This is a genomic window from Geobacillus sp. FSL W8-0026, from assembly GCF_037966255.1.
Lineage (GTDB): Bacteria > Bacillota > Bacilli > Bacillales > Anoxybacillaceae > Geobacillus > Geobacillus icigianus.
This window is the reverse complement of sequence record NZ_CP150194.1, coordinates 2,955,503-2,976,130: the sequence shown is the minus strand read 5'-3', so window position 1 is coordinate 2,976,130 and position 20,628 is coordinate 2,955,503. Positions and strand designations below refer to the sequence as shown.

General features: G+C 51.7%; 18 protein-coding genes and 3 pseudogenes. 14 read left to right on the top strand and 7 right to left on the bottom strand.

What is annotated here, in order from left to right; all coding sequences use genetic code 11:
* Positions 1–28: 28 nt before the first annotated feature.
* From NST29_RS14895 to yugI, 3 genes are all read left to right on the top strand, one after another.
* Positions 29–529: an Lrp/AsnC family transcriptional regulator gene (locus tag NST29_RS14895; RefSeq protein ID WP_033018719.1), complete on the top strand. Its 501-nt coding sequence runs from the start codon at positions 29–31 to the stop codon at positions 527–529.
* Entirely contained in the window at positions 526–1,698 is a 1,173-nt protein-coding gene (locus tag NST29_RS14890; RefSeq protein ID WP_033018718.1) for an aminotransferase, read from the top strand. The genes NST29_RS14895 and NST29_RS14890 overlap by 4 nt, the downstream gene beginning before the upstream one ends.
* Before the next feature lie 654 nt (positions 1,699–2,352).
* Positions 2,353–2,718 carry a S1 domain-containing post-transcriptional regulator GSP13 gene (yugI, locus tag NST29_RS14885; protein WP_033018717.1) on the top strand — a complete coding sequence of 122 codons (366 nt, stop codon included), beginning with the start codon at positions 2,353–2,355 and terminating at the stop codon, positions 2,716–2,718.
* A gap of 163 nt (positions 2,719–2,881) precedes the next feature.
* On the opposite strand, the gene NST29_RS14880 is transcribed toward yugI, so the two are convergent.
* On the bottom strand, positions 2,882–3,115 hold the full coding sequence (locus tag NST29_RS14880; protein WP_033018716.1) for a DUF378 domain-containing protein: 234 nt from the start codon (positions 3,113–3,115) through the stop codon (positions 2,882–2,884).
* A gap of 157 nt (positions 3,116–3,272) precedes the next feature.
* Between NST29_RS14880 and NST29_RS14875 the strand changes: the two genes are divergently transcribed.
* The 4 genes and pseudogenes from NST29_RS14875 to NST29_RS14860 all read left to right on the top strand — a co-directional run.
* Positions 3,273–4,436 carry an iron-containing alcohol dehydrogenase gene (locus NST29_RS14875; RefSeq protein ID WP_033018715.1) on the top strand — a complete coding sequence of 388 codons (1,164 nt, stop codon included), beginning with the start codon at positions 3,273–3,275 and terminating at the stop codon, positions 4,434–4,436.
* A 126-nt stretch (positions 4,437–4,562) separates the two neighbouring features.
* Positions 4,563–4,703 (top strand): hypothetical protein, encoded by a 141-nt coding sequence (locus tag NST29_RS14870; RefSeq protein WP_165570912.1) that lies wholly within the window; start codon positions 4,563–4,565, stop codon positions 4,701–4,703.
* 17 nt (positions 4,704–4,720) lie between these two features.
* Entirely contained in the window at positions 4,721–6,070 is a 1,350-nt protein-coding gene (locus NST29_RS14865; protein ID WP_339232366.1) for a glucose-6-phosphate isomerase, read from the top strand.
* A gap of 349 nt (positions 6,071–6,419) precedes the next feature.
* Positions 6,420–6,673 (top strand): annotated as a pseudogene (locus tag NST29_RS14860) (IS701 family transposase); the annotation flags it as partial.
* A 252-nt stretch (positions 6,674–6,925) separates the two neighbouring features.
* Here the strand turns inward: NST29_RS14860 and NST29_RS14855 are convergent.
* Positions 6,926–7,615 (bottom strand): hypothetical protein, encoded by a 690-nt coding sequence (locus NST29_RS14855; RefSeq protein WP_033843182.1) that lies wholly within the window; start codon positions 7,613–7,615, stop codon positions 6,926–6,928.
* A gap of 277 nt (positions 7,616–7,892) precedes the next feature.
* On the opposite strand from NST29_RS14855, the gene NST29_RS14850 reads away from it, so the two are divergent.
* The gene (locus NST29_RS14850; RefSeq protein ID WP_033843183.1) at positions 7,893–8,870 is read left to right on the top strand and encodes a LacI family DNA-binding transcriptional regulator; all 978 of its coding nucleotides are present in this window, start codon (positions 7,893–7,895) and stop codon (positions 8,868–8,870) included.
* Between the two features lies 1 nt (position 8,871).
* On the opposite strand, the gene NST29_RS14845 is transcribed toward NST29_RS14850, so the two are convergent.
* From NST29_RS14845 to NST29_RS14830, 4 genes and pseudogenes are all read right to left on the bottom strand, one after another.
* Positions 8,872–9,552: a response regulator gene (locus NST29_RS14845; RefSeq protein WP_033843184.1), complete on the bottom strand. Its 681-nt coding sequence runs from the start codon at positions 9,550–9,552 to the stop codon at positions 8,872–8,874.
* 52 nt (positions 9,553–9,604) lie between these two features.
* A complete protein-coding gene (locus NST29_RS14840) occupies positions 9,605–11,191 on the bottom strand; it encodes a sensor histidine kinase (protein WP_033843185.1) in 1,587 nt (528 codons plus the stop codon).
* A 90-nt stretch (positions 11,192–11,281) separates the two neighbouring features.
* A pseudogene (gene tnpA / locus NST29_RS14835) lies at positions 11,282–11,680 on the bottom strand (IS200/IS605 family transposase).
* Positions 11,680–11,814, bottom strand: a complete 135-nt coding sequence (locus tag NST29_RS14830) for a hypothetical protein (RefSeq protein WP_255358700.1) — start codon at positions 11,812–11,814, stop codon at positions 11,680–11,682. The pseudogene tnpA and the gene NST29_RS14830 overlap by 1 nt, the downstream one beginning before the upstream one ends.
* A gap of 86 nt (positions 11,815–11,900) precedes the next feature.
* Between NST29_RS14830 and NST29_RS14825 the strand changes: the two are divergent.
* The 6 genes and pseudogenes from NST29_RS14825 (at position 11,901) to NST29_RS14800 (ending at position 19,181) form a co-directional block, all read left to right on the top strand.
* A pseudogene (locus NST29_RS14825) lies at positions 11,901–12,725 on the top strand (RNA-guided endonuclease TnpB family protein).
* A gap of 2 nt (positions 12,726–12,727) precedes the next feature.
* Complete coding sequence (locus tag NST29_RS14820) at positions 12,728–13,771, top strand: TRAP transporter substrate-binding protein (protein ID WP_339232364.1); 1,044 nt, start codon at positions 12,728–12,730, stop codon at positions 13,769–13,771.
* Between the two features lie 491 nt (positions 13,772–14,262).
* On the top strand, positions 14,263–15,525 hold the full coding sequence (locus NST29_RS14815) for a dicarboxylate/amino acid:cation symporter (protein ID WP_339232362.1): 1,263 nt from the start codon (positions 14,263–14,265) through the stop codon (positions 15,523–15,525).
* A gap of 517 nt (positions 15,526–16,042) precedes the next feature.
* Positions 16,043–16,870: an aldo/keto reductase gene (locus NST29_RS14810; RefSeq protein ID WP_033843188.1), complete on the top strand. Its 828-nt coding sequence runs from the start codon at positions 16,043–16,045 to the stop codon at positions 16,868–16,870.
* Between the two features lie 152 nt (positions 16,871–17,022).
* Positions 17,023–17,715, top strand: coding sequence for a zinc metallopeptidase (locus tag NST29_RS14805; protein WP_339232361.1), 693 nt, complete (start codon positions 17,023–17,025; stop codon positions 17,713–17,715).
* A gap of 107 nt (positions 17,716–17,822) precedes the next feature.
* Complete coding sequence (locus NST29_RS14800; RefSeq protein ID WP_033018699.1) at positions 17,823–19,181, top strand: hemolysin family protein; 1,359 nt, start codon at positions 17,823–17,825, stop codon at positions 19,179–19,181.
* 452 nt (positions 19,182–19,633) lie between these two features.
* Here the strand turns inward: NST29_RS14800 and NST29_RS14795 are convergent, their stop codons facing one another.
* Positions 19,634–20,536 (bottom strand): RluA family pseudouridine synthase, encoded by a 903-nt coding sequence (locus NST29_RS14795; RefSeq protein WP_033018697.1) that lies wholly within the window; start codon positions 20,534–20,536, stop codon positions 19,634–19,636.
* Between the last annotated feature and the right edge of the window lie 92 nt (positions 20,537–20,628).

Here is a 20,628-nt window from a genome sequence, read left to right as displayed (position 1 = left end):
AGAAACGTTTGCGACGGAGGGATTGGACATGACATTGAGTGACAAAGAGCTAGAAATTGTCAAAATATTAGAAAAAGACGCCCGCACGCCGATGGAAGTGTTGGCCAAAATGGTCGAGTTGCCGGTTGAGGAGACGGAAAGGCTCGTCAAAAAGCTGGAAGAAGCAAAAGTGATCGTTCAATATACGGCGCTTGTCGACTGGCGGAAGGCCGACGGTCATGAAGGGGTGACCGCGATGATCGATGTGAAAGTAACCCCGAAGCGCGGCGTCGGTTTTGATGAAGTGGCGGAGCGCATTTACCGGTTTCCGGAAGTGAAATCGGTATACTTGATGTCGGGCGCTTACGATTTGTCCGTGGTCATTGAAGGGCGGTCGATGGCGGAAGTCGCCCATTTTGTGTCTGAGAAGCTGTCAACGCTTGATTCCGTCATTTCGACGACCACCCATTTCATTTTGAAAAAGTATAAGCACGATGGCATTGTCTTTGAGCAAGGAGACCAAGATCGCCGCATCGTGGTGTCGCCATGAAGCCGCAAACACGAAAAACGTATGTGTCGGAGACGGTCGCCCAGTTGAAGCCGTCCGGCATCCGCCGCTTTTTCGACCTCGCTTCGAGTCTGGAGGGCGTCATTTCCCTCGGCGTCGGCGAGCCGGACTTTGTCACGTCCTGGAGCATCCGGGAAGCGAGCATTTTGGCGCTCGAGCAAGGCTATACGTCCTATACAGCGAACGCTGGCCTGCCTGAACTGCGTCAAGAGATCGCCGCCTATTTGCGCCGCAAGTTTCGGGTTGAGTATCGTCCGGAAACGGAAGTGCTCGTGACGGTGGGGGCGAGTCAAGCGCTCGATTTGGCGCTGCGCGCGATCGTGAATCCGGGCGATGAAGTCATCCTCATCGAGCCGAGTTTTGTCGCTTACGAGCCGCTGGTGGTTTTAGCTGGCGGCAAGCCGGTGGCGGTGCGCACATCCGGCGCCGATCGATTTCGGCTTGACCTGACGCAGCTGGAGCAGGCAGTCACCGCCCGGACGAAGGCCGTCATCGTTTGCTCGCCGAACAATCCGACCGGGACGGTGCTCAGCCGCGCCGAGCTTGATGGCTTGGCTCGCCTCGCACAAGCGCATGACTTGTTGGTCATCGCCGATGAAATTTATGCCGAGCTGACATACGAAGGGGAGTATACGAGCATGGCGGCCGTCGCGGGCATGCGTGAGCGGACGATTTTAGTCTCCGGCTTTTCGAAAGGATTCGCGATGACCGGTTGGCGGCTTGGGTTCGCCGCCGCGCCGGAAGAGCTCCTGCAAGCGATGTTGAAAATTCACCAGTATGCGATGATGTGTGCGCCAACAATGGCGCAATATGGGGCGCTGGAGGCGCTTCGCAGCGGGGAGCGGGACGTAGCCGAGATGCGGAATAGCTATCGCCGCCGCCGCAATTATTTCGTCGCCTCGCTCAATGAAATGGGGCTGCCGTGTCACTTGCCGGGCGGAGCGTTTTATGCGTTTCCGTCCATTCAGCCGACCGGGTTGACATCCGAACAATTCGCTGAGCGGTTGTTGTTGGAAGAAAAAGTCGCGGTCGTTCCGGGCAACGTCTTTGGCCAAAGCGGGGAAGGCTATATTCGCTGTTCATACGCTTCATCGCTGGAGCAGCTGCAGGAAGCGTTGAAGCGAATGAAACGGTTTTTGGCCCGCTTGTAGTTGGCGCTGCGCCATCCGTTCATTCGAGATATCGAAAACGGGTGAAAAACGAGGACACTGGCGAAGTCGATCGAGCTGGTGGAGAAGAGAAAGAACGTTTGGTCAAAGTGGTTCCATTGGCGAGAACGGGATTGGTTGATGGGCCCGCAAGATGTTTCAATTTGAGAACCGCGGTTGGCAACGCCATTTTTTCTTCCATCCCTGTTTCGAGGGGAATGCGGCTTGGCCGTCTCAACAGTCTAAACTGTGGGAGTTGGGCTACACCTTGTCTCATCGGGCTATACGTACCTAGCCGACGCCCCGTCACACGAATATTTTGTCTTTTTTGAGGGGGAGACTGCCTTTTGGGTCAGCCCCCTCTTCCGTTGCTGTATAGACGTGCTGACTGCTTCTGCGGCGCGATAGGTTGTGCTTATCTCCAAGGCAGATAGCCTTTTGGGTCAGCCCGATTCGGGGGAGGAGGTCTGTGCTTCGGCAAGCTTCTTTTTTTCTGGCCCTGTCTTCCGTTTTTTGCCCCTTTGTCTGCTTGCGAAGGTCGGCAGTCTTCGGTCGTCCCTTTGGTCGCGTTAGTTTCGCCCCGTCTCGGTTGGGTTTGGCAGTTTGGTTATGTTATAATACAGAAACGATGACATTTAACCAATAGGAGTGTTTCGCTTGTCAACGATAAAACGAGGAGCGATCGTGAAAGGGAAGGTGACGGGCATTCAGCCGTACGGCGCGTTCGTCCAGCTCGAGGGCGGCACGCAAGGGCTGATCCATATTTCGGAGATTTCGCATCAATTTGTCAAAGATGTGCGCGATTATGTCAGTGTTGGTGATGAAGTGACCGTCAAAGTGCTCGATGTCGATGGGAAGACGGGACGGGCGAGCCTGTCGTTAAAGGCGCTCGAACCGAATCGAGAGAAGACAAAGCGCCATGTGCGCATCAAAATGCCGCTCGGTTCGGGGTTTCGCCCGTTGAAGGAAAAGCTGCGCGAGTGGATTGAACAGTCCAAACGAGAAGAAGGGCCGAAACCGTAAAGTGGGTGCCGCCGTTTCGGCCGCGCGTTCTCCCGCGGTCAAAGGGAGGCTTGCCTCGCCAAGCCGCGCGCCTTGCTCGGTTGAACAGGCGCGGCGCTTGCGCGTGGGGTGGCCAAAAGAAAAAGACACCCACCGCCAAGCGGTGAGCGTCCCCAACGGTTTTTTATGTGCGCGTCGTTTTTGGCTCGGTGCGCCCGAGCTCTTCGGCTGGCTTGAACAGCAGCGCCAAATTGATCAGCCCGGCGATGCCGACCAGACTGTAAATGATGCGCGACCAAACCGAGTTCTGGCCGCCGAAAATCGCGGCGACAAGGTCAAATTGGAAAAAGCCGATTAGTCCCCAGTTAATCGCGCCAATAATCGTCAACAATAGCGCAATGCGCTGCAAAGCTCCCATGTTTGTCTGCCTCCTTTGGAAACGTATTGGATTCCATCCATTCACTAATAGCATGAATCGAAGCGGCGAAAAATATGCACGGCGGCCTGCGCAGGCAAATAGCTTTACAAAGGATGAGAGATGCCGCCATAATGGAGGCAAAAGGAGGACGATACATATGCAAAATTTTATCTTCCACAATCCGACGAAACTCATTTTCGGAAAAGGGCAACTCGAACGGCTCAAAGAAGAGGTGCCGCGCTATGGCCGAAAAGTGCTGCTTGTCTATGGCGGCGGCAGCATCAAACGAAACGGATTGTATGAGGAAGTCATGAAGATGTTGGGAGAGATTGGCGCTGACGTCGTTGAACTGCCGGGGGTGGAGCCAAACCCGCGCGTTTCGACTGTCAGAAAAGGGGTGGACATTTGTCGCCGAGAAGGGATTGAGTTTTTGCTCGCCGTTGGCGGCGGCAGCGTCATCGATTGCACAAAAGCGATTGCCGCCGGCGCGAAATTTGCTGGCGATCCGTGGGACTTTATCACGAAAAAAGCGGCGGTCACCGGCGCCCTGCCGTTTGGCACCGTGCTTACGCTGGCGGCGACCGGTTCGGAGATGAATTCCGGCTCAGTGATCACGAACTGGGAGACGAAAGAAAAATACGGCTGGGGCAGCCCGTTTACGTTCCCGCAATTTTCCATTTTGGATCCGACATATACGATAACCGTTCCGAAAGACCATACGGTGTACGGCATCGTCGATATGATGTCGCACGTGTTTGAGCAATATTTCCACCATACGCCAAACACGCCGCTTCAAGACCGGATGTGCGAAGCGGTGTTGAAAACCGTGATTGAAACGGCGCCGAAGCTGATCGACGATTTGGAAAACTACGAGCTGCGCGAAACGATCATGTACGGGGGCACGATCGCCTTAAACGGCTTCTTGCAAATGGGCGTGCGCGGCGACTGGGCGACGCATAACATTGAACACGCGGTTTCGGCGGTGTACGACATTCCGCATGCTGGGGGGTTGGCGATTTTGTTCCCGAATTGGATGAAGCATGTGCTCGATGAAAACGTCAGCCGTTTTGCCCAGCTCGCGGTGCGCGTCTTTGATGTCGATCCGGCCGGCAAAACGGAACGCGATGTGGCGCTTGAAGGCATCGAGTGGCTGCGCGCGTTCTGGTCGAGCCTTGGGGCGCCGTCGCGATTGGCGGATTACGGCATCAATGATGAGAATGTGGAGCTCATGGCCGATAAAGCGATGGCGTTTGGCGAATTCGGCCGTTTCAAAACGTTGAACCGCGATGATGTGCTCGCGATTTTGCGCGCCTCCCTGTAACGGGGCGCCGCGGTCGTAGGTTGATGGATCAAGGCGCCGGCTTGGCGGTGGCACCCGTCTCGAGCCGGCGTTTTTCACATGGGCCGAGCCGGCTGCTCGGGCGCGAGAGGAGCGCCCCAACGCGGGATGATGGCGGGATGGGAGTTAGCGCGCCTGAAGGACACCGGCGCGGCGAAAATTGTCAAAGCTGAATCCGTTTCCAAGGAGGAGCGCCGCTTGATTTCCCTTGTCCGTTCGGCTAAAGTGAAAGAAGGCAATGAACATTGAAGGGGAGGCGGGAATGGATGACCCATATTCGGTTTGATTATTCCAAAGCGCTTGCCTTTTTTGGCGAACACGAACTGACTTACTTGCGCGATGCCGTGAAAGTCGCGCACCATTCGCTCCATGAAAAAACCGGCGTTGGGAGCGACTTTTTAGGGTGGCTTGACTGGCCGGTCGACTATGACAAAGACGAATTCGCCCGCATCAAACAAGCGGCGAAAACCATTCAATCGGACTCCGATGTCCTGCTTGTCATCGGCATCGGCGGCTCGTACCTTGGCGCGCGCGCCGCGGTCGAGATGCTGCACCATTCGTTTTACAACGCTTTGCCGAAAGAGAAGCGGCAAACGCCGCAAATCATTTTTGTCGGCAACAACATCAGCTCGACGTATATGAAGGACGTCATCGATTTTCTCGACGGAAAAGATTTCTCGCTCAACGTCATTTCCAAATCGGGGACGACGACGGAGCCGGCGATCGCCTTCCGTATTTTCCGCAAGCTGCTTGAGGACAAATACGGCAAAGAGGAAGCGCGCCGCCGCATTTACGCCACGACCGACAGCAAGCGCGGGGCGCTGCGGACGCTGGCCGATGAGGAAGGATATGAAACGTTTGTCATTCCGGACGACATCGGCGGCCGCTATTCCGTGTTGACGGCGGTTGGGCTGCTGCCGATTGCCGCAAGCGGCGCGGACATCGACGCCATGATGGAAGGCGCGGCCAAAGCGCGCGACGATTTCAGCTCCTCGGAGCTGGAGGAAAACGCCGCTTACCAATACGCGGCCATCCGCAACATTTTGTACAACAAAGGGAAAACGATCGAGCTGCTCGTCAACTATGAACCGGCGTTGCACTATTTCGCCGAATGGTGGAAGCAGCTGTTTGGCGAAAGCGAAGGGAAAGACCAAAAAGGCATTTATCCGGCTTCCGCTGATTTCTCGACCGATTTGCATTCGCTCGGCCAATACATTCAAGAAGGTCGGCGCGACTTGTTTGAAACGGTGTTGAAACTCGAGGAGCCGCGCCATGAGCTGATCATTGAGGCCGAAGAAAACGACCTCGACGGGCTGAACTATTTGACCGGAAAAACGGTTGATTTCGTGAACACGAAAGCGTTCGAAGGGACATTGCTCGCCCATACGGACGGCGGTGTGCCGAACTTGGTCATCACCTTGCCGAAACTCGATGAATACACGTTTGGCTACCTCGTCTACTTCTTTGAAAAAGCGTGCGCCATGAGCGGCTATTTGCTTGGCGTCAACCCGTTTGACCAGCCGGGTGTCGAAGCGTACAAAAAGAACATGTTCGCCCTTTTGGGCAAGCCGGGCTATGAGCAGCTGAAGGAAGAGTTGGAAAAACGGTTGAAATAACAGTACTTTTGAGTAAAACACTGACTGAAAATCATTCTTTTCTCGGAGTGCAAAAATAGCTTTTGACCACATTTTGACCACATTTTTCAAAAGCTGTTGGACATGTACTCCGAGAATTTTTTTTCTAGAAGGTTGGTGAAAAACCACTGTTTGCCTTGATGAATGATTGAAGTGTAAACATCAGGGCTGATGGAACAAGTTTTTTCTACTTGAGAAACGATTGGGAAAAGCGGTTGAGCAAGTAAATCACCGGCCTTCTAGAGGACTGGTGAAAAACGGTTGTTTCTTTATAAGCAATGGGGGAGCGTTTGAAAGACCATCCTGATGCGACAAAGCTTTTCTACTTGGTTTTCATCCTGACCATCGAACCACGCTCAGCCATTTTTTCACGAAAAGCCCTTGGGATGAAGAAACGTTGCTTCGCAAACTTCAGCCATGGATCCTTCATCGCATCCAGCGAATCGCCAAACGGACGAATCAACCACTGTTCCTTCGATGGATGATACGATTGGCCAAAAAACGAAGCCTTCGTCACGGGCTGCCCGCGCCATTCAAGGGTGTGATTGGCACTACTCGCCCAAAGATCCTCCATCCGTCTGGGGCATTCGCTGTTGCCTAAGGGATCCCCTGTTTGTCTCTCAGGACATAGAAATGAATGGAATGAAAAATGCTCATCTTCATCTATAGTAAAGACAAAAAATTCCGGTATTATATCCTTAGGCAAAAATCGGACGTTTTTCATGCGATGAAAACGTTTTTCGCAAAGAAAAAAGCATACAGCTAGTTTGACCCTCTTCTCTGGCAAAGGGGGTTTTTCTTTTGGCGGCGGGAGGGCGATGGCCTCCCGCCAAACGATTATTGTCGTTGCAACGTGGCGACCATGGCAAGGACAGCGCCGAGCGCATCTTCGCCATCAGGAGCATGGACCGTAAGCAGCAGTGGCGCTGGCTGAGCGCTGGCGATGACGTGGACGGTGACGCCATCGGCTTGGGCGGTGTACCAAACGGCGTCTTGAAACGGGGCAGGGAGCTGCGCGGCTTGTCGGCGCGCGGCGCTGCTGTTGACCGCTTGGGCGTGTTCCTTGGCCAATTGTTCGTAGTCGATCTCCTTGTCATGAAGGAGACGGATGCGGGCGAATGTCTTGCCATGAAGGAGAACGTCGGCGTTTGGTTCCTCTGCATCAAGCGTCCAGCCGTCCAGAACGTAGAGCGAGAAATGCTGGTTGTCGCTGACGGTCAACGTGGCTGTTCCGGTGACGATTTGCTTCCCTTTTTGGTAGGAAAGGGAAGTGGTTGACCGGGAAGATGCCGGTTCCTTCCCTGCCGTTTTGTCTTGTCCATTCCCGGTTGAGTGCTGCCCGCTAGCAGCGGTGGAGTTTTGGTTCGCAGGCTCTGTTGCTTGCGGATGAGTGCGGTGTTCGCCGGAACTTGCCGTTTGTTTGGCTTTTGCCTCGGCTTTGTCGGGCGGCGAGGAGTCCGCACCGCAGCCGGCAAGCAAGATAGCGGCGGCAACGATGGAAATGAGCGATTGCCAATATCGAAACATCTTGATTCCTCCTTGCTTTCCATATACCATTCATTATAGCAGTTGAAACAGCGGAAACAAACGGGTTCAATTCCTTATTTTTTATGGTGGTTTGTCTTCTGTTTCTCTTTGGCGCTGAGAGCGACATGGGCTCCTCCCCAAATGATCGCGACAAGCAAGACAAGCATGGCCAATCCATTGAGCATTGGCGTTCCACCTCCTGTATACTGAATGGCGAGACCAGCATAATAGATGAAACGCGTTTCAAGTCAAGCTGTTTTTCGGAAGGAGTGGAATTGTGGCGAACATCCGCGATTTAGCGAAAGAAGCGGGCGTGTCGGTGGCTACGGTATCGAGGGTGTTAAACGGGTATCCGTACGTGAGCGAGGAAAAGCGGAAAGCGGTTTGGGAAGCGGTCGAGAAGCTGAACTATACGAAAAACATTCAGGCTGTCCATTTGGCGAAAGGAAAGACGAGAATCGTTGGTGTGATGCTTCCGTACATTCATCATCCTTATTTTTCGGCGGTCATTGAAGGAATTTCCAAGGAGGCGCTTCGCTGCGGTTATCAGCTGCTTTTGTTCCAAACAAACTACGAGGTAAAGAGGGAGTTAGAAGCGTTAGAGCGGCTGCGGATGAAGCAAATGGACGGACTGATCGTCTGTTCTCACGAGGCCGACTGGGAGGTGTTTGCCGTTTACCGCGAAGACGGTCCGATCGTTTTATGTGAACGAGCCGTCGGACACGATTTTTTCACGGTGTATATCGATCATTACCAGGCGTTTGCGCAGGCGCTTCGCTATTTGTTGGACAAGGGGCACCGGCGGATCGGCTATTGCATCGGAAGAACGACGGGACCGAACAGCCAAGCGCGGGCAGCGGCGTATCGGGATGTGCTGGGCAGCGTCGGCGTGATTCCGCAACCGCAGTGGATTTTTGACGGCTGTCTATTTCTTGAAGATGGCAAGCGTGTGATTGAGCGGTGGATGGACATGAAAGAACGGCCGAGCGCCCTGCTTGTGACGAGCGACCAAGTGGCGGCGGGCATCGTGCTGCATGCGCAGCGCGTCGGTGTGCACATTCCCGAGGAGCTGGCTGTCATTGGATTTGATAACGATCCGTTGGCCGAAATGCTCGGCATGACGACCGTGGCGCTTCCCCACTTTGCGCTTGGGGAAAAAGCGTTTCGCCTTCTCCATCATTGGCTTGAAACAGGAAATGTGCCGCGAACGCAAGAAGAGTTGCCGGCGCGGCTGATTGTGCGAATGACGGGCTGAGCTACGTCCGTTTCAGCTGATAGCGGTTGACGGGGCGGCCGACGCCGCCATACTGCACATCGAGCATAACGTTTCCGCTTTTTTCGAGATACTCCAAATAGCGGCGGGCGGTGACGCGGGCGATGCCGACTCCCTCGGCCACTTCTTCAGCGGAGACGGGGAAGCGGTGCTGGCGCAAATAAGCGATCACTTTTTCCAATGTCACTTCGTTTAATCCTTTCGGAAGTTCTGCCGTTGAGACGGCCGGCTGCTTTGGTGTTTGCCGCAGCGCATCAAGCTCCGCTTGGGTGAGCGACTCTTTTTCCGCTAATGATTGACGGAAGGCGCGGTAATTTTCTAACGCCTGTTTGAGCCGCTCGAATTTGAACGGTTTGACAATATAGTCAAAGGCGCCGTTTTGCAGGATGCGGCGCACCGTTTCGATGTCGCTGGCCGCAGTGATGGCGATCAGATCGACTGCATAGCCTTGAGCCCGGATTTGTTTTACGGTTTCAAGGCCATCCAACTGCGGCATATAAATATCGATCATGGCGATATCAGGTTGAAGTTCACGGATGAGGCGAAGCCCTTCCTCCCCGTTTCCGGCGAGGCCGACAACGGTGAACCCGTCCACTTGTTCGATCATTTGCCGGTTGACTTCTTGCACCATAGGGTCGTCTTCGATCAACAACACGCGGTACATCGCTTTTTCCTCCTTTGTTTTGTGCAGGTCACGTACGGCGGTCACCCATGCATCAAGCCGGTGCCATCTCAAAGGTCATCGTGAAAACGGTGCCTTCGCCCTGCGCTGATTGGACATCGATCTGTCCGTTTCCTTTCTCGACAATTTGTTTTACCAAGTAGAGACCGATGCCGCGACCGTTCTTGCCTTTTGTTGAAAAGCCTTCGTCAAAAATGCGGTCGATATGCTCGCTTGCGATGCCTTGGCCGTTATCTTCAACCGAAAGCGAACAAATTTCGTCGTTTTGTTCGATGCTGATGTAGATTTCTTTCTCCCGGCCGGTGACTCCTTGGAACGCGTCGAAGGCGTTTTCAATTAAATTGCCAAGAAGAACGACAAAATCATGGTGATCAAGGTGCGGCGGGAGGCGGTGCAGCCGGCTGTGCCGATCGATCGTCACCCGAATGCCGAGCTCCTTGCCGCGGCGGATTTTGCTTAACAATAGCCCGGAAATGCTTTCATCCTTAATGTTGCGGCTTAAAAACTGCGTGAGTTCCGCTTGCTCTTCGGTCGCTTGAAAGACGTATTCGAGCGCCTTTTCAATATGGCCGAGCTGGATCAGGCCGGCAATCGTATGGAGCTTGTTCATGTATTCATGGTTTTGCACGCGCAAGGCGTGGACGAACGCTTTGACCCCCGTCAGTTCTTCAGCGAGCCGTTTCACTTCGGTGCGGTCTTGGAAAATGGCGATGGCGCCAACCGTCTTCCCGTTGACTTTGATGGGGATGCGATTGCTCCAAATCGTTAAGTTGCCGAGCTGCAGTTCTTTGTTGTAAATCGGTTTGTTCACTTCCAAGATTTCCGGAAGGTACGTATCCGGAATGACGGAACGAATTGGCCGCCCGATCACGTTCCCTTCGACGCCCAGCATTTGCTTCGCCCGGTCATTAAAAATGGTGATGTTTTCATTGCTGTCGATGGCGATGACGCCTTCGTGCATGGCGTTAAACGCTTCCGTCCGCTCCACGAGCAGCTTGGCGATTTCATGCGGCTCAAGCTCAAACATTTGGCGCTTGATGTGGGAGGCGAGCAGCCAAGCTCCGCTCCCGCCGGCGGCGAGCGACAGAACGACCGCCATGGCGATTTCTTCTTTTAACGTATCGATCGCTTCCCAAAACGTCGGCAATCGGTAAGCGGCGATGGTGACGCCAATTTGTTCATGATCGCGATTCATGATGGGGACGAAGGCGCGCACCACTGTCCCGATTTCTCCGCGCGCTTTTGATGTGTACGTATGCTCCGCGAACGCCGGCCCTTCATCGGCTCCGCGGGAGACGGTGCCAATCATGGCCGGAAGCGGATGGGAAAGGCGGATTTTGTTCATGTCAAGCACAACAATATAATCGGCGTTATGAACGACCCTTACCCGCTCGACGATGGGATTCACGAGCGCCCGGCTTTGCTTGGACCCAACGATGTGCTGCCTCACTTCCGGCAATTCAGACACCGTGCGCGCCGTCAATAAGGCGCGCTGCCGCAATTCGTCTTCTTTCGTCTGGAAAAAATCGCCGATAATGAACAACCCGCTTAGCGACATTGAAAAAGTGACAATGACAAAAATGAAAATGGTAATCTTCCAACGAATCGGCAGCCGGTTCATAGCATGGCCCTCTTTCTCGGACAAACGTGGATGATGATTTATATGAATGGGCGTAAAACCCCTACGCCTTTAGGCTAGGGGATGTAAGCCTTAACCACCTTGTGTTTGAATGTACTTTTGGATAATCTCTTTGCTAACATTTCCAATGCTACATGCGAAGTAACCGTCACTCCAAAAAGTGTGTTCCTTCCAAAAATGTCGAGACAGATATTCACTGTGTTTTTTCCATATCCGATAAGTTGGGAGTTGTTTGAATCACCTAACGATTTCAAGAACGCTCCATTTTGGAGAGTAACGAATTAAGATGTGGATATGGTCTTTGTCTATCTCTTGTTCAATCATTTGCCAACCATAACGATTAGATATCGATTCGATTTCAGTTTTCATATCATTACCAACTTTTAATAATAACTTTTTTCGATACTTACAAACAAATATCAAATGACACAAAAGTAAATGCTTACTGTGGTTTTCAGAAATGGATTCCATTACTTATCCAAACCTTTGCGGATAAGTTCATAAACTGCACCTGCAAAAGTTGAGATATTATGTTTTTTTCTGTATTCTTCGATTCGTACTACTAAATCGACAGGGAATTTAATTAATTTTGGTATACGTTCCATTTTACAATCCTCCTCAGTATATACCATTGACATATATTTCAATTAAGTATATACTTTTAGTATATATTAAAGGAGGTGAAAAATCAATGATTGTAAATAAAGCATATAAGTTTCGACTCTATCCAAACAAAGAACAGCAAATAGTAATTAATAAAACATTTGGTTGTTCCCGATTTGTGTTATTTTTTAGTAAAATGGGATAACACTTACAAAGAAACAGGAAAAGGTCTAACTTATAATTCTTGTTCTGCTCAGTTAACACAATTAAAAAAAGAATTAACTTGGCTAAAAGAAGTAGATAGTATTGCGATTCAATCGTCATTAAAAAATCTTGCTGACGCTTATTCTCGTTTCTTCAAGAAACAAAGTGATAGACCACGTTTTAAGTCTAAAAAAATAAAGTGCAATCCTATACAACCAAATATACTAATGGCAATATTGCTATTAATGGTAATCAAATCAAACTACCAAAACTTGGATGGGTTCGTTTTGCTAAAAGTCGAGAAGTTGAAGGTCGCATTTTAAATGTAACCATTAGACGAAATCCAAGTGGTAAATACTTTGTATCTATTTTAGTTGAAACAGAAGTTCGAGAATTACCTAAAACCAATTCTGCCGTTGGCATTGATGTAGGATTAAAGGATTTCGCTATTTTGTCTGATGGAACAACTTATGCAAATCCTAAATTCTTCCGTAAATTAGAAGAAAAATTAGCAAAAGCACAACGAATTCTTTCTAGACGTACAAAAGGTGGCTCTAATTGGAACAAGCAACGTATTAAAGTTGCACGACTACACGAGAAAATCACAAATGCAAGAAATGATTACTTACACAAAATCACTACCGAGATCGTCAAAAACCACGACATCATCGGTAAGGAACAACGATCGAAAAAAAGGAAATGGTGTTGAGCATGAAGCGAAAATGGAAGTGGTGGAGCCTGTTTTTCCTTCTCCTTGTCGTTCTTGTCGGCTGGGTTGTCAGCCGCCAGGCCGTAAAGGAGCAAGTCGTGTATGACGATGAGCAAAAAGGGCTTGAAAAGCAAATTATCGTTTATTTCAGCCACGTGGTTGCTGAAAATACGCCGAAAGGGCTGGCGGCGCAAAAGTTTGCCGAGCTTGTTGAGCAAAAGACAAACGGCCGCGTCAAAGTGGAGGTGTTCGCGAACGGTTCGCTTTATTCGGATGGAGAAGAGCTGGACGCCTTATTGCGCGGCGATGTGCAAATGATTGCTCCGTCGTTTTCGAAAGTGACGGAGCTCATCCCGGAATGGCAAGTGCTTGATTTGCCGTTTTTGTTCCGCGATGATGACCATGTGCGCCGCGTCTTGACCGGCGAGGTGGGAGAGGAATTGCTGCGATTGCTCGAGACAAAGGGGATCAAAGGGCTGGCGTTTTGGAGCAACGGATTCAAGCAAATGATGAGTACGGCACGCCCGCTCATCAAGCCCGATGACTTTCGCGGGCTGCGCTTTCGCATTATGCCGAGCGAAGTGATCGAGAAGCAGTTTCGCTTGCTTGGCGGCGAACCGGTCGCTGTTTCGTTTGATCACGTGTACCGGGCGTTGGAGCAACATGAGTTTGACGGGCAAGAAAACACCATTTCCAATTTATATTCGAAGGGGTTCTATAAGTTTCAGCCATATCTCACCATTAGCAATCATGGCTATCTCGGCTATGTGGTGATGGTGAACGAGTCATTTTGGGATCATTTGCCTGCGGACATTCAGCGAAACATCATGGAAGCGATGCGGGAAGCGACCGAATGGAACTGGCAAAAGGCAAAAGAGCAAAACGAGAAGGAGCTCGCCCAGCTGCGAAGACGCCAAGATGTTCATGTCTACTGGTTGACGGCACAAGAAAAAGAGGAATGGGAGAAGAAATTTTCCCCGCTGTACGAGGCGTATACACGACAGTTTGGCTCGCGGTGGCTCGATGACATTCGCGAGCCGAAATAAGGCTTGGCCGATGATGCTTTTTTCGAAGGCTGATGGCGGGAGAGGAAATTCTGTGCTCCAACAGGGGGTGTCCCGAGGATCGGGGCACCCTCGCTTATCGCTTATCCATCAGCACCGGCCGCTTCCCTGTCACGGGATAGGTTGTGTCTTTCTTGGGGGGATCGCCTTTTGGGCCAGCTCCTCGCTTATCCATCAGCACTGGCCGCTTCTCTGCCACACCTAAGGGAGGGATCCTCTCTCTGCTCTATCTACGCGCTGGCGGCTGCTGTCACACCGTATGCTGTGCCGGCTTTTGCAGATAGGCAAACTTTCCGGTCGACCCGTGAAACCTCACATCTTGTCAATCGAGCGAACTGGTTTTTCGCCAGCTTTTTGCGCTTCAAGACCAAAATGACCAAAACGACCATTATCACCATAATATTTTGATTTCCCTGACTTTTCTTTATCATAGTGTTGAAAACGTTATCAAAAAAGGGGAAGGGGCGAGGGGAATGCGGGGCAAACTGAAAAATTTGACCGTGCAAGTCATTCTTGGCATTGTTTTCGGGATTATTGTCGGATTTTTATTTCCAGAGTTCGGAACGAAATTAAAAGTGCTGGCCGATGGCTTTATTAAGCTGATCAAAATGGTGATTACCCCGATCATTTTCTTTACCGTTGTCATCGGAATCGGCAATATGGGCGACTTGAAAAAGGTGGGCCGCATCGGCGGCAAGGCGCTCATTTATTTTGAAATTGTCACCACGTTTGCGTTGGCGATTGGGATTGTGGTCGTCAATCTTATCAAGCCAGGGGTTGGGTTTAACACTGACGCGGTAAAAGGCGGCGACATTTCCCAATATACGAAGCAAGCGGAAGAGACGAGCCACGGGTTTGTCGATTTCGTGCTCAGCATCATCCCGGACAACGTCGTTGCCGCAATGGCGAGCGGCCAATTGCTCCCGGTGCTGTTTTTCGCCGTCCTGTTTGGGTTGGCAGCGGCCGGTTTAGGGGAAAAAGCGAAACCGGTGCTTTCACTCTTTGAACGAATCGCTGACATTTTCTTTGGTGTGGTCAACCTAGTGATGAAAGTGTCGCCGATCGCAGCGTTCGGCGCCATGGCGTACACGATCGGCACGTTCGGCCTCGGTTCGCTCGTGTCGCTCGGCAAACTGATGGGGTCTGTTTACATTACGATGGCGCTCTTTATTTTCGTCGTGCTCGGCGGGATTGCCAAGCTTTACGGATTTAACATCTTCAAGTTCCTTGCTTATATCAAAGAAGAGCTGCTGCTTGTCCTTGGCACTTCTTCGTCTGAATCGGCGCTACCGCGGCTGATGGAACGCCTTGAAAAATACGGCTGCTCGAAGTCGGTCGTTGGTCTTGTCGTTCCAACCGGATATTCGTTTAACTTGGATGGCACATCGATTTATTTGTCGATGGCGGCCATTTTCATCGCCCAAGCTTATGGCATTGATTTGAGCATTTGGCAAGAATTAACCTTGCTCGGTGTACTGATGCTTACTTCGAAAGGGGCAGCTGGAGTTACGGGGTCCGGATTTATCACGTTGGCAGCGACTTTGGCTGCGTTTCCGATGATTCCAGTTGAAGGCATCGCCTTGCTGCTTGGGGTCGACCGCTTCATGTCGGAAGCGCGGGCGATTACGAACATTATTGGCAACGCTGTAGCTACGGTCGTTGTGTCGAAAATGGAAAATGAATTTCACCCGAATCGGAATGAAGCCGAGTCTGCCCGTATGACCGCCGTCCAATAAGCGGGGCAGTAGCCAAAGGAAAAAATGTCACGCATCCCATCCCGGGGCGCCTTGGAAGACTGGTGAAAAAAACCGCTCATTCCCTTCCAATAGGGGAACGCGGGAAAAGCAGAACTGATCAAACAACGTTTTTCTCGTATTGCCAAGCGGTATTTACGATTAAATCACTAGCCTCTCCGACCGATGCTCAAAACGAGCGTTCCCCCCGTCCGCCAAAGGCGGGGAAGGGGCAGCAAGGAGCTGGGCTCGTTTGGAGAGGGGAAGATGGGCGCTTTCTTGCCGCAAATGAACCGAGCGCGGCAGGGAAGCGTTTTTTGGGAAACGAGCGGCCGAGCTCCGGTTCCTTTTGATGGTGAAGAATGAAATAAGGTGAAGCGGAAACTGTAATAGGGAGCGAGGGAGCGCGTCCTCGCTTTTTTGGCGGCAGCGGATCAGGGATGTTTGGGTGCATATATTTTGCGTTTTCTTCACCGTTTTTCCATAATAAAACTATACCGATGTTGGAGGGGGAAGCGACGTGAACCATTTGCAAGATTGCGCGGTATTACATAACGGCGTGCGCATGCCGTGGGTTGGCCTTGGCGTCTACAAAGTCAAAGAGGGCGAGGAAGTGAAACGCGCGGTGCGCACCGCGTTGGAAATGGGCTATCGCCATATTGACACGGCTGCTTTTTACGAAAACGAAGAAGGGGTCGGGCAAGCGATCCGCGAATCCGGCATCCCACGTGAGCAAGTGTTTGTGACGACGAAAGTATGGAACACCGACCAAGGGTACGAAACGACGCTAAAGGCGTTTGACAAAAGCTTGAAAAAGCTCGGTTTCGATTATGTGGATTTGTATTTGGTCCATTGGCCGGTGAAAGGGAAATACAAAGAGACGTACAAGGCGCTTGAAAAGCTATATAAAGACGGGTATGTGCGCGCCATTGGCGTCAGCAATTTTCAAATCCATCATTTGCAAGATGTGTTGGCTGATTGCGAAATCAAGCCGATGGTCAACCAAGTCGAGTACCATCCGCGCCTGACGCAAAAAGAGCTGCACGCGTTTTGCCGGGAAAACGGCATCCAGCTTGAAGCATGGTCGCCGCTCATGCGCGGGGAAATTTTAAACGAACCGACGATCGTGGAGATTGGGAAGAAATACGGGAAAACGCCGGCACAAGTCGTGCTGCGCTGGGATTTGCAAAACGGCGTTGTCACGATTCCGAAATCGGTGACGCCGGCACGCATAAAGGAAAACGCAGATCTCTTCGATTTCTCATTGACCGATGAGGAAATGAAACGAATCGATGCATTGAACGCGAACAAGCGGATTGGCCCTGACCCGGACAATTTCAATTTTTGACGAAACGATCGTCTAAACAGCGCCCACGCCGGCGCTGTTTTTTTGGTGAGGAACGAAACCAAAGCGGCATGTTTGACGTATGAATTGATGAACAAGTACAATAAATAATAGTATACACATTTGATCATCATTGAAAAAACGGAGGGGCTGCGATGCTATTCCATCCGATGGATATTTTCATTTTTATCGCTTTCTTGATCTCGCTTTGGGCGCAGTGGAAAGTGTCGAGCAACTTCAATGCTTGGTCCGAAGTCCCGGCCTCATCGGGGTTGACAGGGGCAGAAGTGGCGCGCCTGATTTTAGACCGTCACGGCTTGCACCATGTGCCGGTGGAGGTCGTGCCGGGGCGGCTTTCCGACCATTACGATCCGATCTCTCGCACCGTCCGTCTCTCGGAACCGGTGTTTTACGGGCGATCGATCGCTTCCATTTCGGTGGCCGCCCATGAAGTCGGGCATGCCGTTCAGCATCAGCAAGGGTACGCGGCGCTTGTTCTCCGCCACCGGATGTTTCCCGTTGTGAACTTGGCTTCCGGCGTGGCTCCGTTTTTGCTGCTCGTTGGGTTTTTGCTCCATCAATTTTCATTGATCGGTCTCGGCATTTTGTTCTTCTCGCTGGCGGTGGCGTTCCAAGTTATTACGCTGCCGGTCGAGTTTAATGCGAGCGCGCGGGCGAAACGGTTTATGCTCGCTGAAGGGATCATCGCTCCAAACGAAACGCGCGGCGTGAACAAAGTGCTCGGCGCGGCGGCGTTGACGTATGTGGCGGCAACGCTGATCTCGGTATTTGAGCTGTTGAAGTATGTGCTGATTTTTGCCCAAGGGAGCAATAATGAAGAGTCGTAAGTGATGGGCCGCCTGTTGTTGGCGGCCTAACGTGGCATCAGTGTGCTGTAGAAACTTTACTGTGCAGGAGGTGTAATCTGGGCGCTTCATCCGCGCTCGGAGACGAATTGGACATAGCCAGTTTGCTGTTGGTGGCATTGCTGATCGCTTGCACCGCCTTTTTTGTCGCTTCCGAATTCGCGATTGTCAAAGTGCGCAGTTCGCGCATTGATCAGTTGGTCAATGAAGGGAACAAACGGGCGGTTGCGGCGAAAAAGGTGATTTCGAACTTGGACGGCTATTTATCGGCGAACCAGCTGGGCATTACCCTTACTTCACTTGGCCTTGGCTGGTTGGGGGAGCCGACGGTGGCGCGGATGTTGCTGCCGCTGTTTGAACGCCTCCACTTATCGGAATCTGTATCGCATTTTTTAGCATTCATCATTTCCTTTTCGCTCATCACCTTTTTGCATGTCGTCGTTGGCGAATTGGCGCCGAAAACGTTCGCCATTCACAAAGCGGAAGCGATTACGCTGTTTACCGCTAAGCCGCTCATCTGGTTTTATAACATCATGTATCCGTTCATTTGGACGCTCAATCATTCGGCGCGGCTGGTGACGCGTCTGTTCGGCCTCAAGCCGGTGGCGGAGCATGAACTGGCCCACTCGGAAGAGGAGCTGCGTCTCATTTTGTCGGAAAGCTACAAAAGCGGGGAGATCAATCAGTCGGAGTACCGCTACGTCAGCAACATTTTCCGCTTTGATGACCGCGTGGCGAAAGAAATCATGGTGCCGCGCAAGGAAATTGTCGCATTAGATCTTAACAAAAGCGTCAAGGAAAACTTGGAGATCATCCGCGAGGAAAAATATACGCGTTATCCCGTCATTGATGGCGATAAGGATCACGTACTCGGCCTTATTAACGTGAAAGAAGTATTTACGGACTTTATCGCCAACCCGTCAAACGAAAAACAAATGAAAGATTACATCCGCCCGATCATTCAAGTCATTGAATCGATTGCGATTCATGATTTGCTTGTGAAAATGCAAAAAGAGCGCATCCATATGGCGATTTTAGTGGACGAATATGGCGGTACGTCCGGACTTGTAACAGTCGAGGACATCTTGGAAGAGATTGTTGGGGAAATTCAGGATGAGTTCGACATTGATGAGACGCCATTGATTCAAAAAATGGATGAGGGATTTGTGCTCGATGGCAAGGTATTGATTAGTGAAGTCAATGATTTGCTGGGCTTGGAGATCGACGATGATGACGTGGATACGATCGGCGGCTGGATTTTGACGAAGCATTATGACATTCAAACCGGCGACAGCGTGGAAATCGATGGTTATTTGTTTACAGTGAAAGAAATGGACGGCCATCATGTGAAGACACTGGAAGTGGTAAAAAAAGAGCCTGAGCAGCCAGAGCCGGGTCAGGAGAACGGGGAGCCGGCACGGGCGGAAGAAGAGCCATTGCATTGGTAAGGCAGAAAAGGCAGACGGAAACGCCGTCTGCCTTTTGCCGTTCTGCCGTGCAAGCGAAATCTAGAAGGGCGGTGATTTCGTGCAAAATACCGCTGAGTTCCACCCATTTCTCAATGAGAGAAACCTCGCAGAATCAGCTTTCTTCTCTGAATGAAAATGTCGCCAATTGGTGTGTGACAGCAGTTTCTCACCAGCCTTCTAGAGGGGCGGTGATTGACTCGCGCAACCGCTTCTCAGCATCATTTCTCAAATAGAAAAGCCTTGCAATAATGCATATTTTTATTCATCGACCAAAGGAGACCAATCGTTTTCATCGGCCTTATAGAAGGCGAGCCGGCCGTGATGGAAAGAGCTGCTTCGCCGTTCCCCTCAATTTGTGAACGCTTTGGGGAGCGGCTCTCGTTTTATGGCATCCGCCGGCGGTGAGGTCCCATCGCCGCTTTTTCACCGCTCTATTCGCGAGCGAGGGGCGAGAGATCAACCGGAAAGTCGCTCGTCGGCGCGAGGCAAACGACTTCTTCGTTGGTAAACGGGTGGCGGAATGTCAGTTTAACAGCATGGAGCGCATGGCGATGGAACGATGGCTGACCGCCATACAGCACGTCGCCGACAAGCGGGTGGCCAAGATGCGCCAAATGGACGCGAATTTGGTGCGTCCGCCCGGTGTCGAGGCTCAGCTCAACGAGCGAGGTCGACGGTAACGTTTTGAGCACGCGATAGTGGGTCACCGCCACGGCTCCGGTTTTTGAGACGCGCCGGCGCGTCGGATGATGGCGGTCGCGGCCGATTGGGGCGGAAATGGTCCCCGATGTTGGCGACAAATGGCCGTGAACAAGGGCGACGTACGTCCGCTTAATGGCGCGGCGGGCGAGCAGTCGATCGAGCGTCGCTCCGGCAAGCGGATGTTTGGCAAATAAAATCGCTCCGGAGGTGTCGCGGTCAAGCCGATGGATATGGCGGACTTTGGTCAAGATTCCTTGCGATTGCAAATAAAAAGCAACAGCGTTGGCGAGCGTGCCTGTCTGTCCCGGTTTGGACGGATGAACGTCTAGGCCGGCTTCCTTGTTCAAGACGAGCAAATGGTCGTCCTCCCATAACACGGAAAGCTCCCGGTATTCTGGAATGAGAAAAGACGGCTCCGGTTCGTAGGCGTAAAGCTGCAGGCGGTCGCGCTCTTTCAGTTCCGTCCGCCATGAAACCGCTTGGCCGTTCAGTTTGACTCCCTGTTCCATTCGCCACCGATGGGCGAGTTTTTTCGAGGCAGCCCATACCTCTTTCAGCAACTGTTCAATGGTCAACCCGCTCCAGAAACGCGGGATCATGCATTCGAGCCAGTCCCCTTTTCGTTTCCACAAACGTTGTCGCACCTCCCAGTTCCCTGTAGTCGTGGAAACACTTTCTACCTCAATCCCCGCAGCGAATATGATACACTCATAGTATCCGTCTG

Bases quoted from the DNA above. Each gene is read 5' to 3' on its own strand.
- NST29_RS14895 (WP_033018719.1), top strand. From the start codon at position 29: ATGACATTGAGTGACAAAGAGCTAGAAATTGTCAAAATATTAGAAAAA.
- NST29_RS14855 (WP_033843182.1), bottom strand. From the start codon at position 7,615: ATGTTTCGATATTGGCAATCGCTCATTTCCATCGTTGCCGCCGCTATC.
- NST29_RS14880 (WP_033018716.1), bottom strand. From the start codon at position 3,115: ATGGGAGCTTTGCAGCGCATTGCGCTATTGTTGACGATTATTGGCGCG.
- NST29_RS14815 (WP_339232362.1), top strand. From the start codon at position 14,263: ATGCGGGGCAAACTGAAAAATTTGACCGTGCAAGTCATTCTTGGCATT.
- NST29_RS14845 (WP_033843184.1), bottom strand. From the start codon at position 9,552: ATGTACCGCGTGTTGTTGATCGAAGACGACCCTATGGTGCAAGAAGTC.
- NST29_RS14830 (WP_255358700.1), bottom strand. From the start codon at position 11,814: ATGGAACGTATACCAAAATTAATTAAATTCCCTGTCGATTTAGTAGTA.
- NST29_RS14865 (WP_339232366.1), top strand. From the start codon at position 4,721: ATGACCCATATTCGGTTTGATTATTCCAAAGCGCTTGCCTTTTTTGGC.
- NST29_RS14870 (WP_165570912.1), top strand. From the start codon at position 4,563: ATGATGGCGGGATGGGAGTTAGCGCGCCTGAAGGACACCGGCGCGGCG.
- NST29_RS14805 (WP_339232361.1), top strand. From the start codon at position 17,023: ATGCTATTCCATCCGATGGATATTTTCATTTTTATCGCTTTCTTGATC.
- NST29_RS14840 (WP_033843185.1), bottom strand. From the start codon at position 11,191: ATGAACCGGCTGCCGATTCGTTGGAAGATTACCATTTTCATTTTTGTC.
- NST29_RS14890 (WP_033018718.1), top strand. From the start codon at position 526: ATGAAGCCGCAAACACGAAAAACGTATGTGTCGGAGACGGTCGCCCAG.
- NST29_RS14875 (WP_033018715.1), top strand. From the start codon at position 3,273: ATGCAAAATTTTATCTTCCACAATCCGACGAAACTCATTTTCGGAAAA.
- NST29_RS14820 (WP_339232364.1), top strand. From the start codon at position 12,728: ATGAAGCGAAAATGGAAGTGGTGGAGCCTGTTTTTCCTTCTCCTTGTC.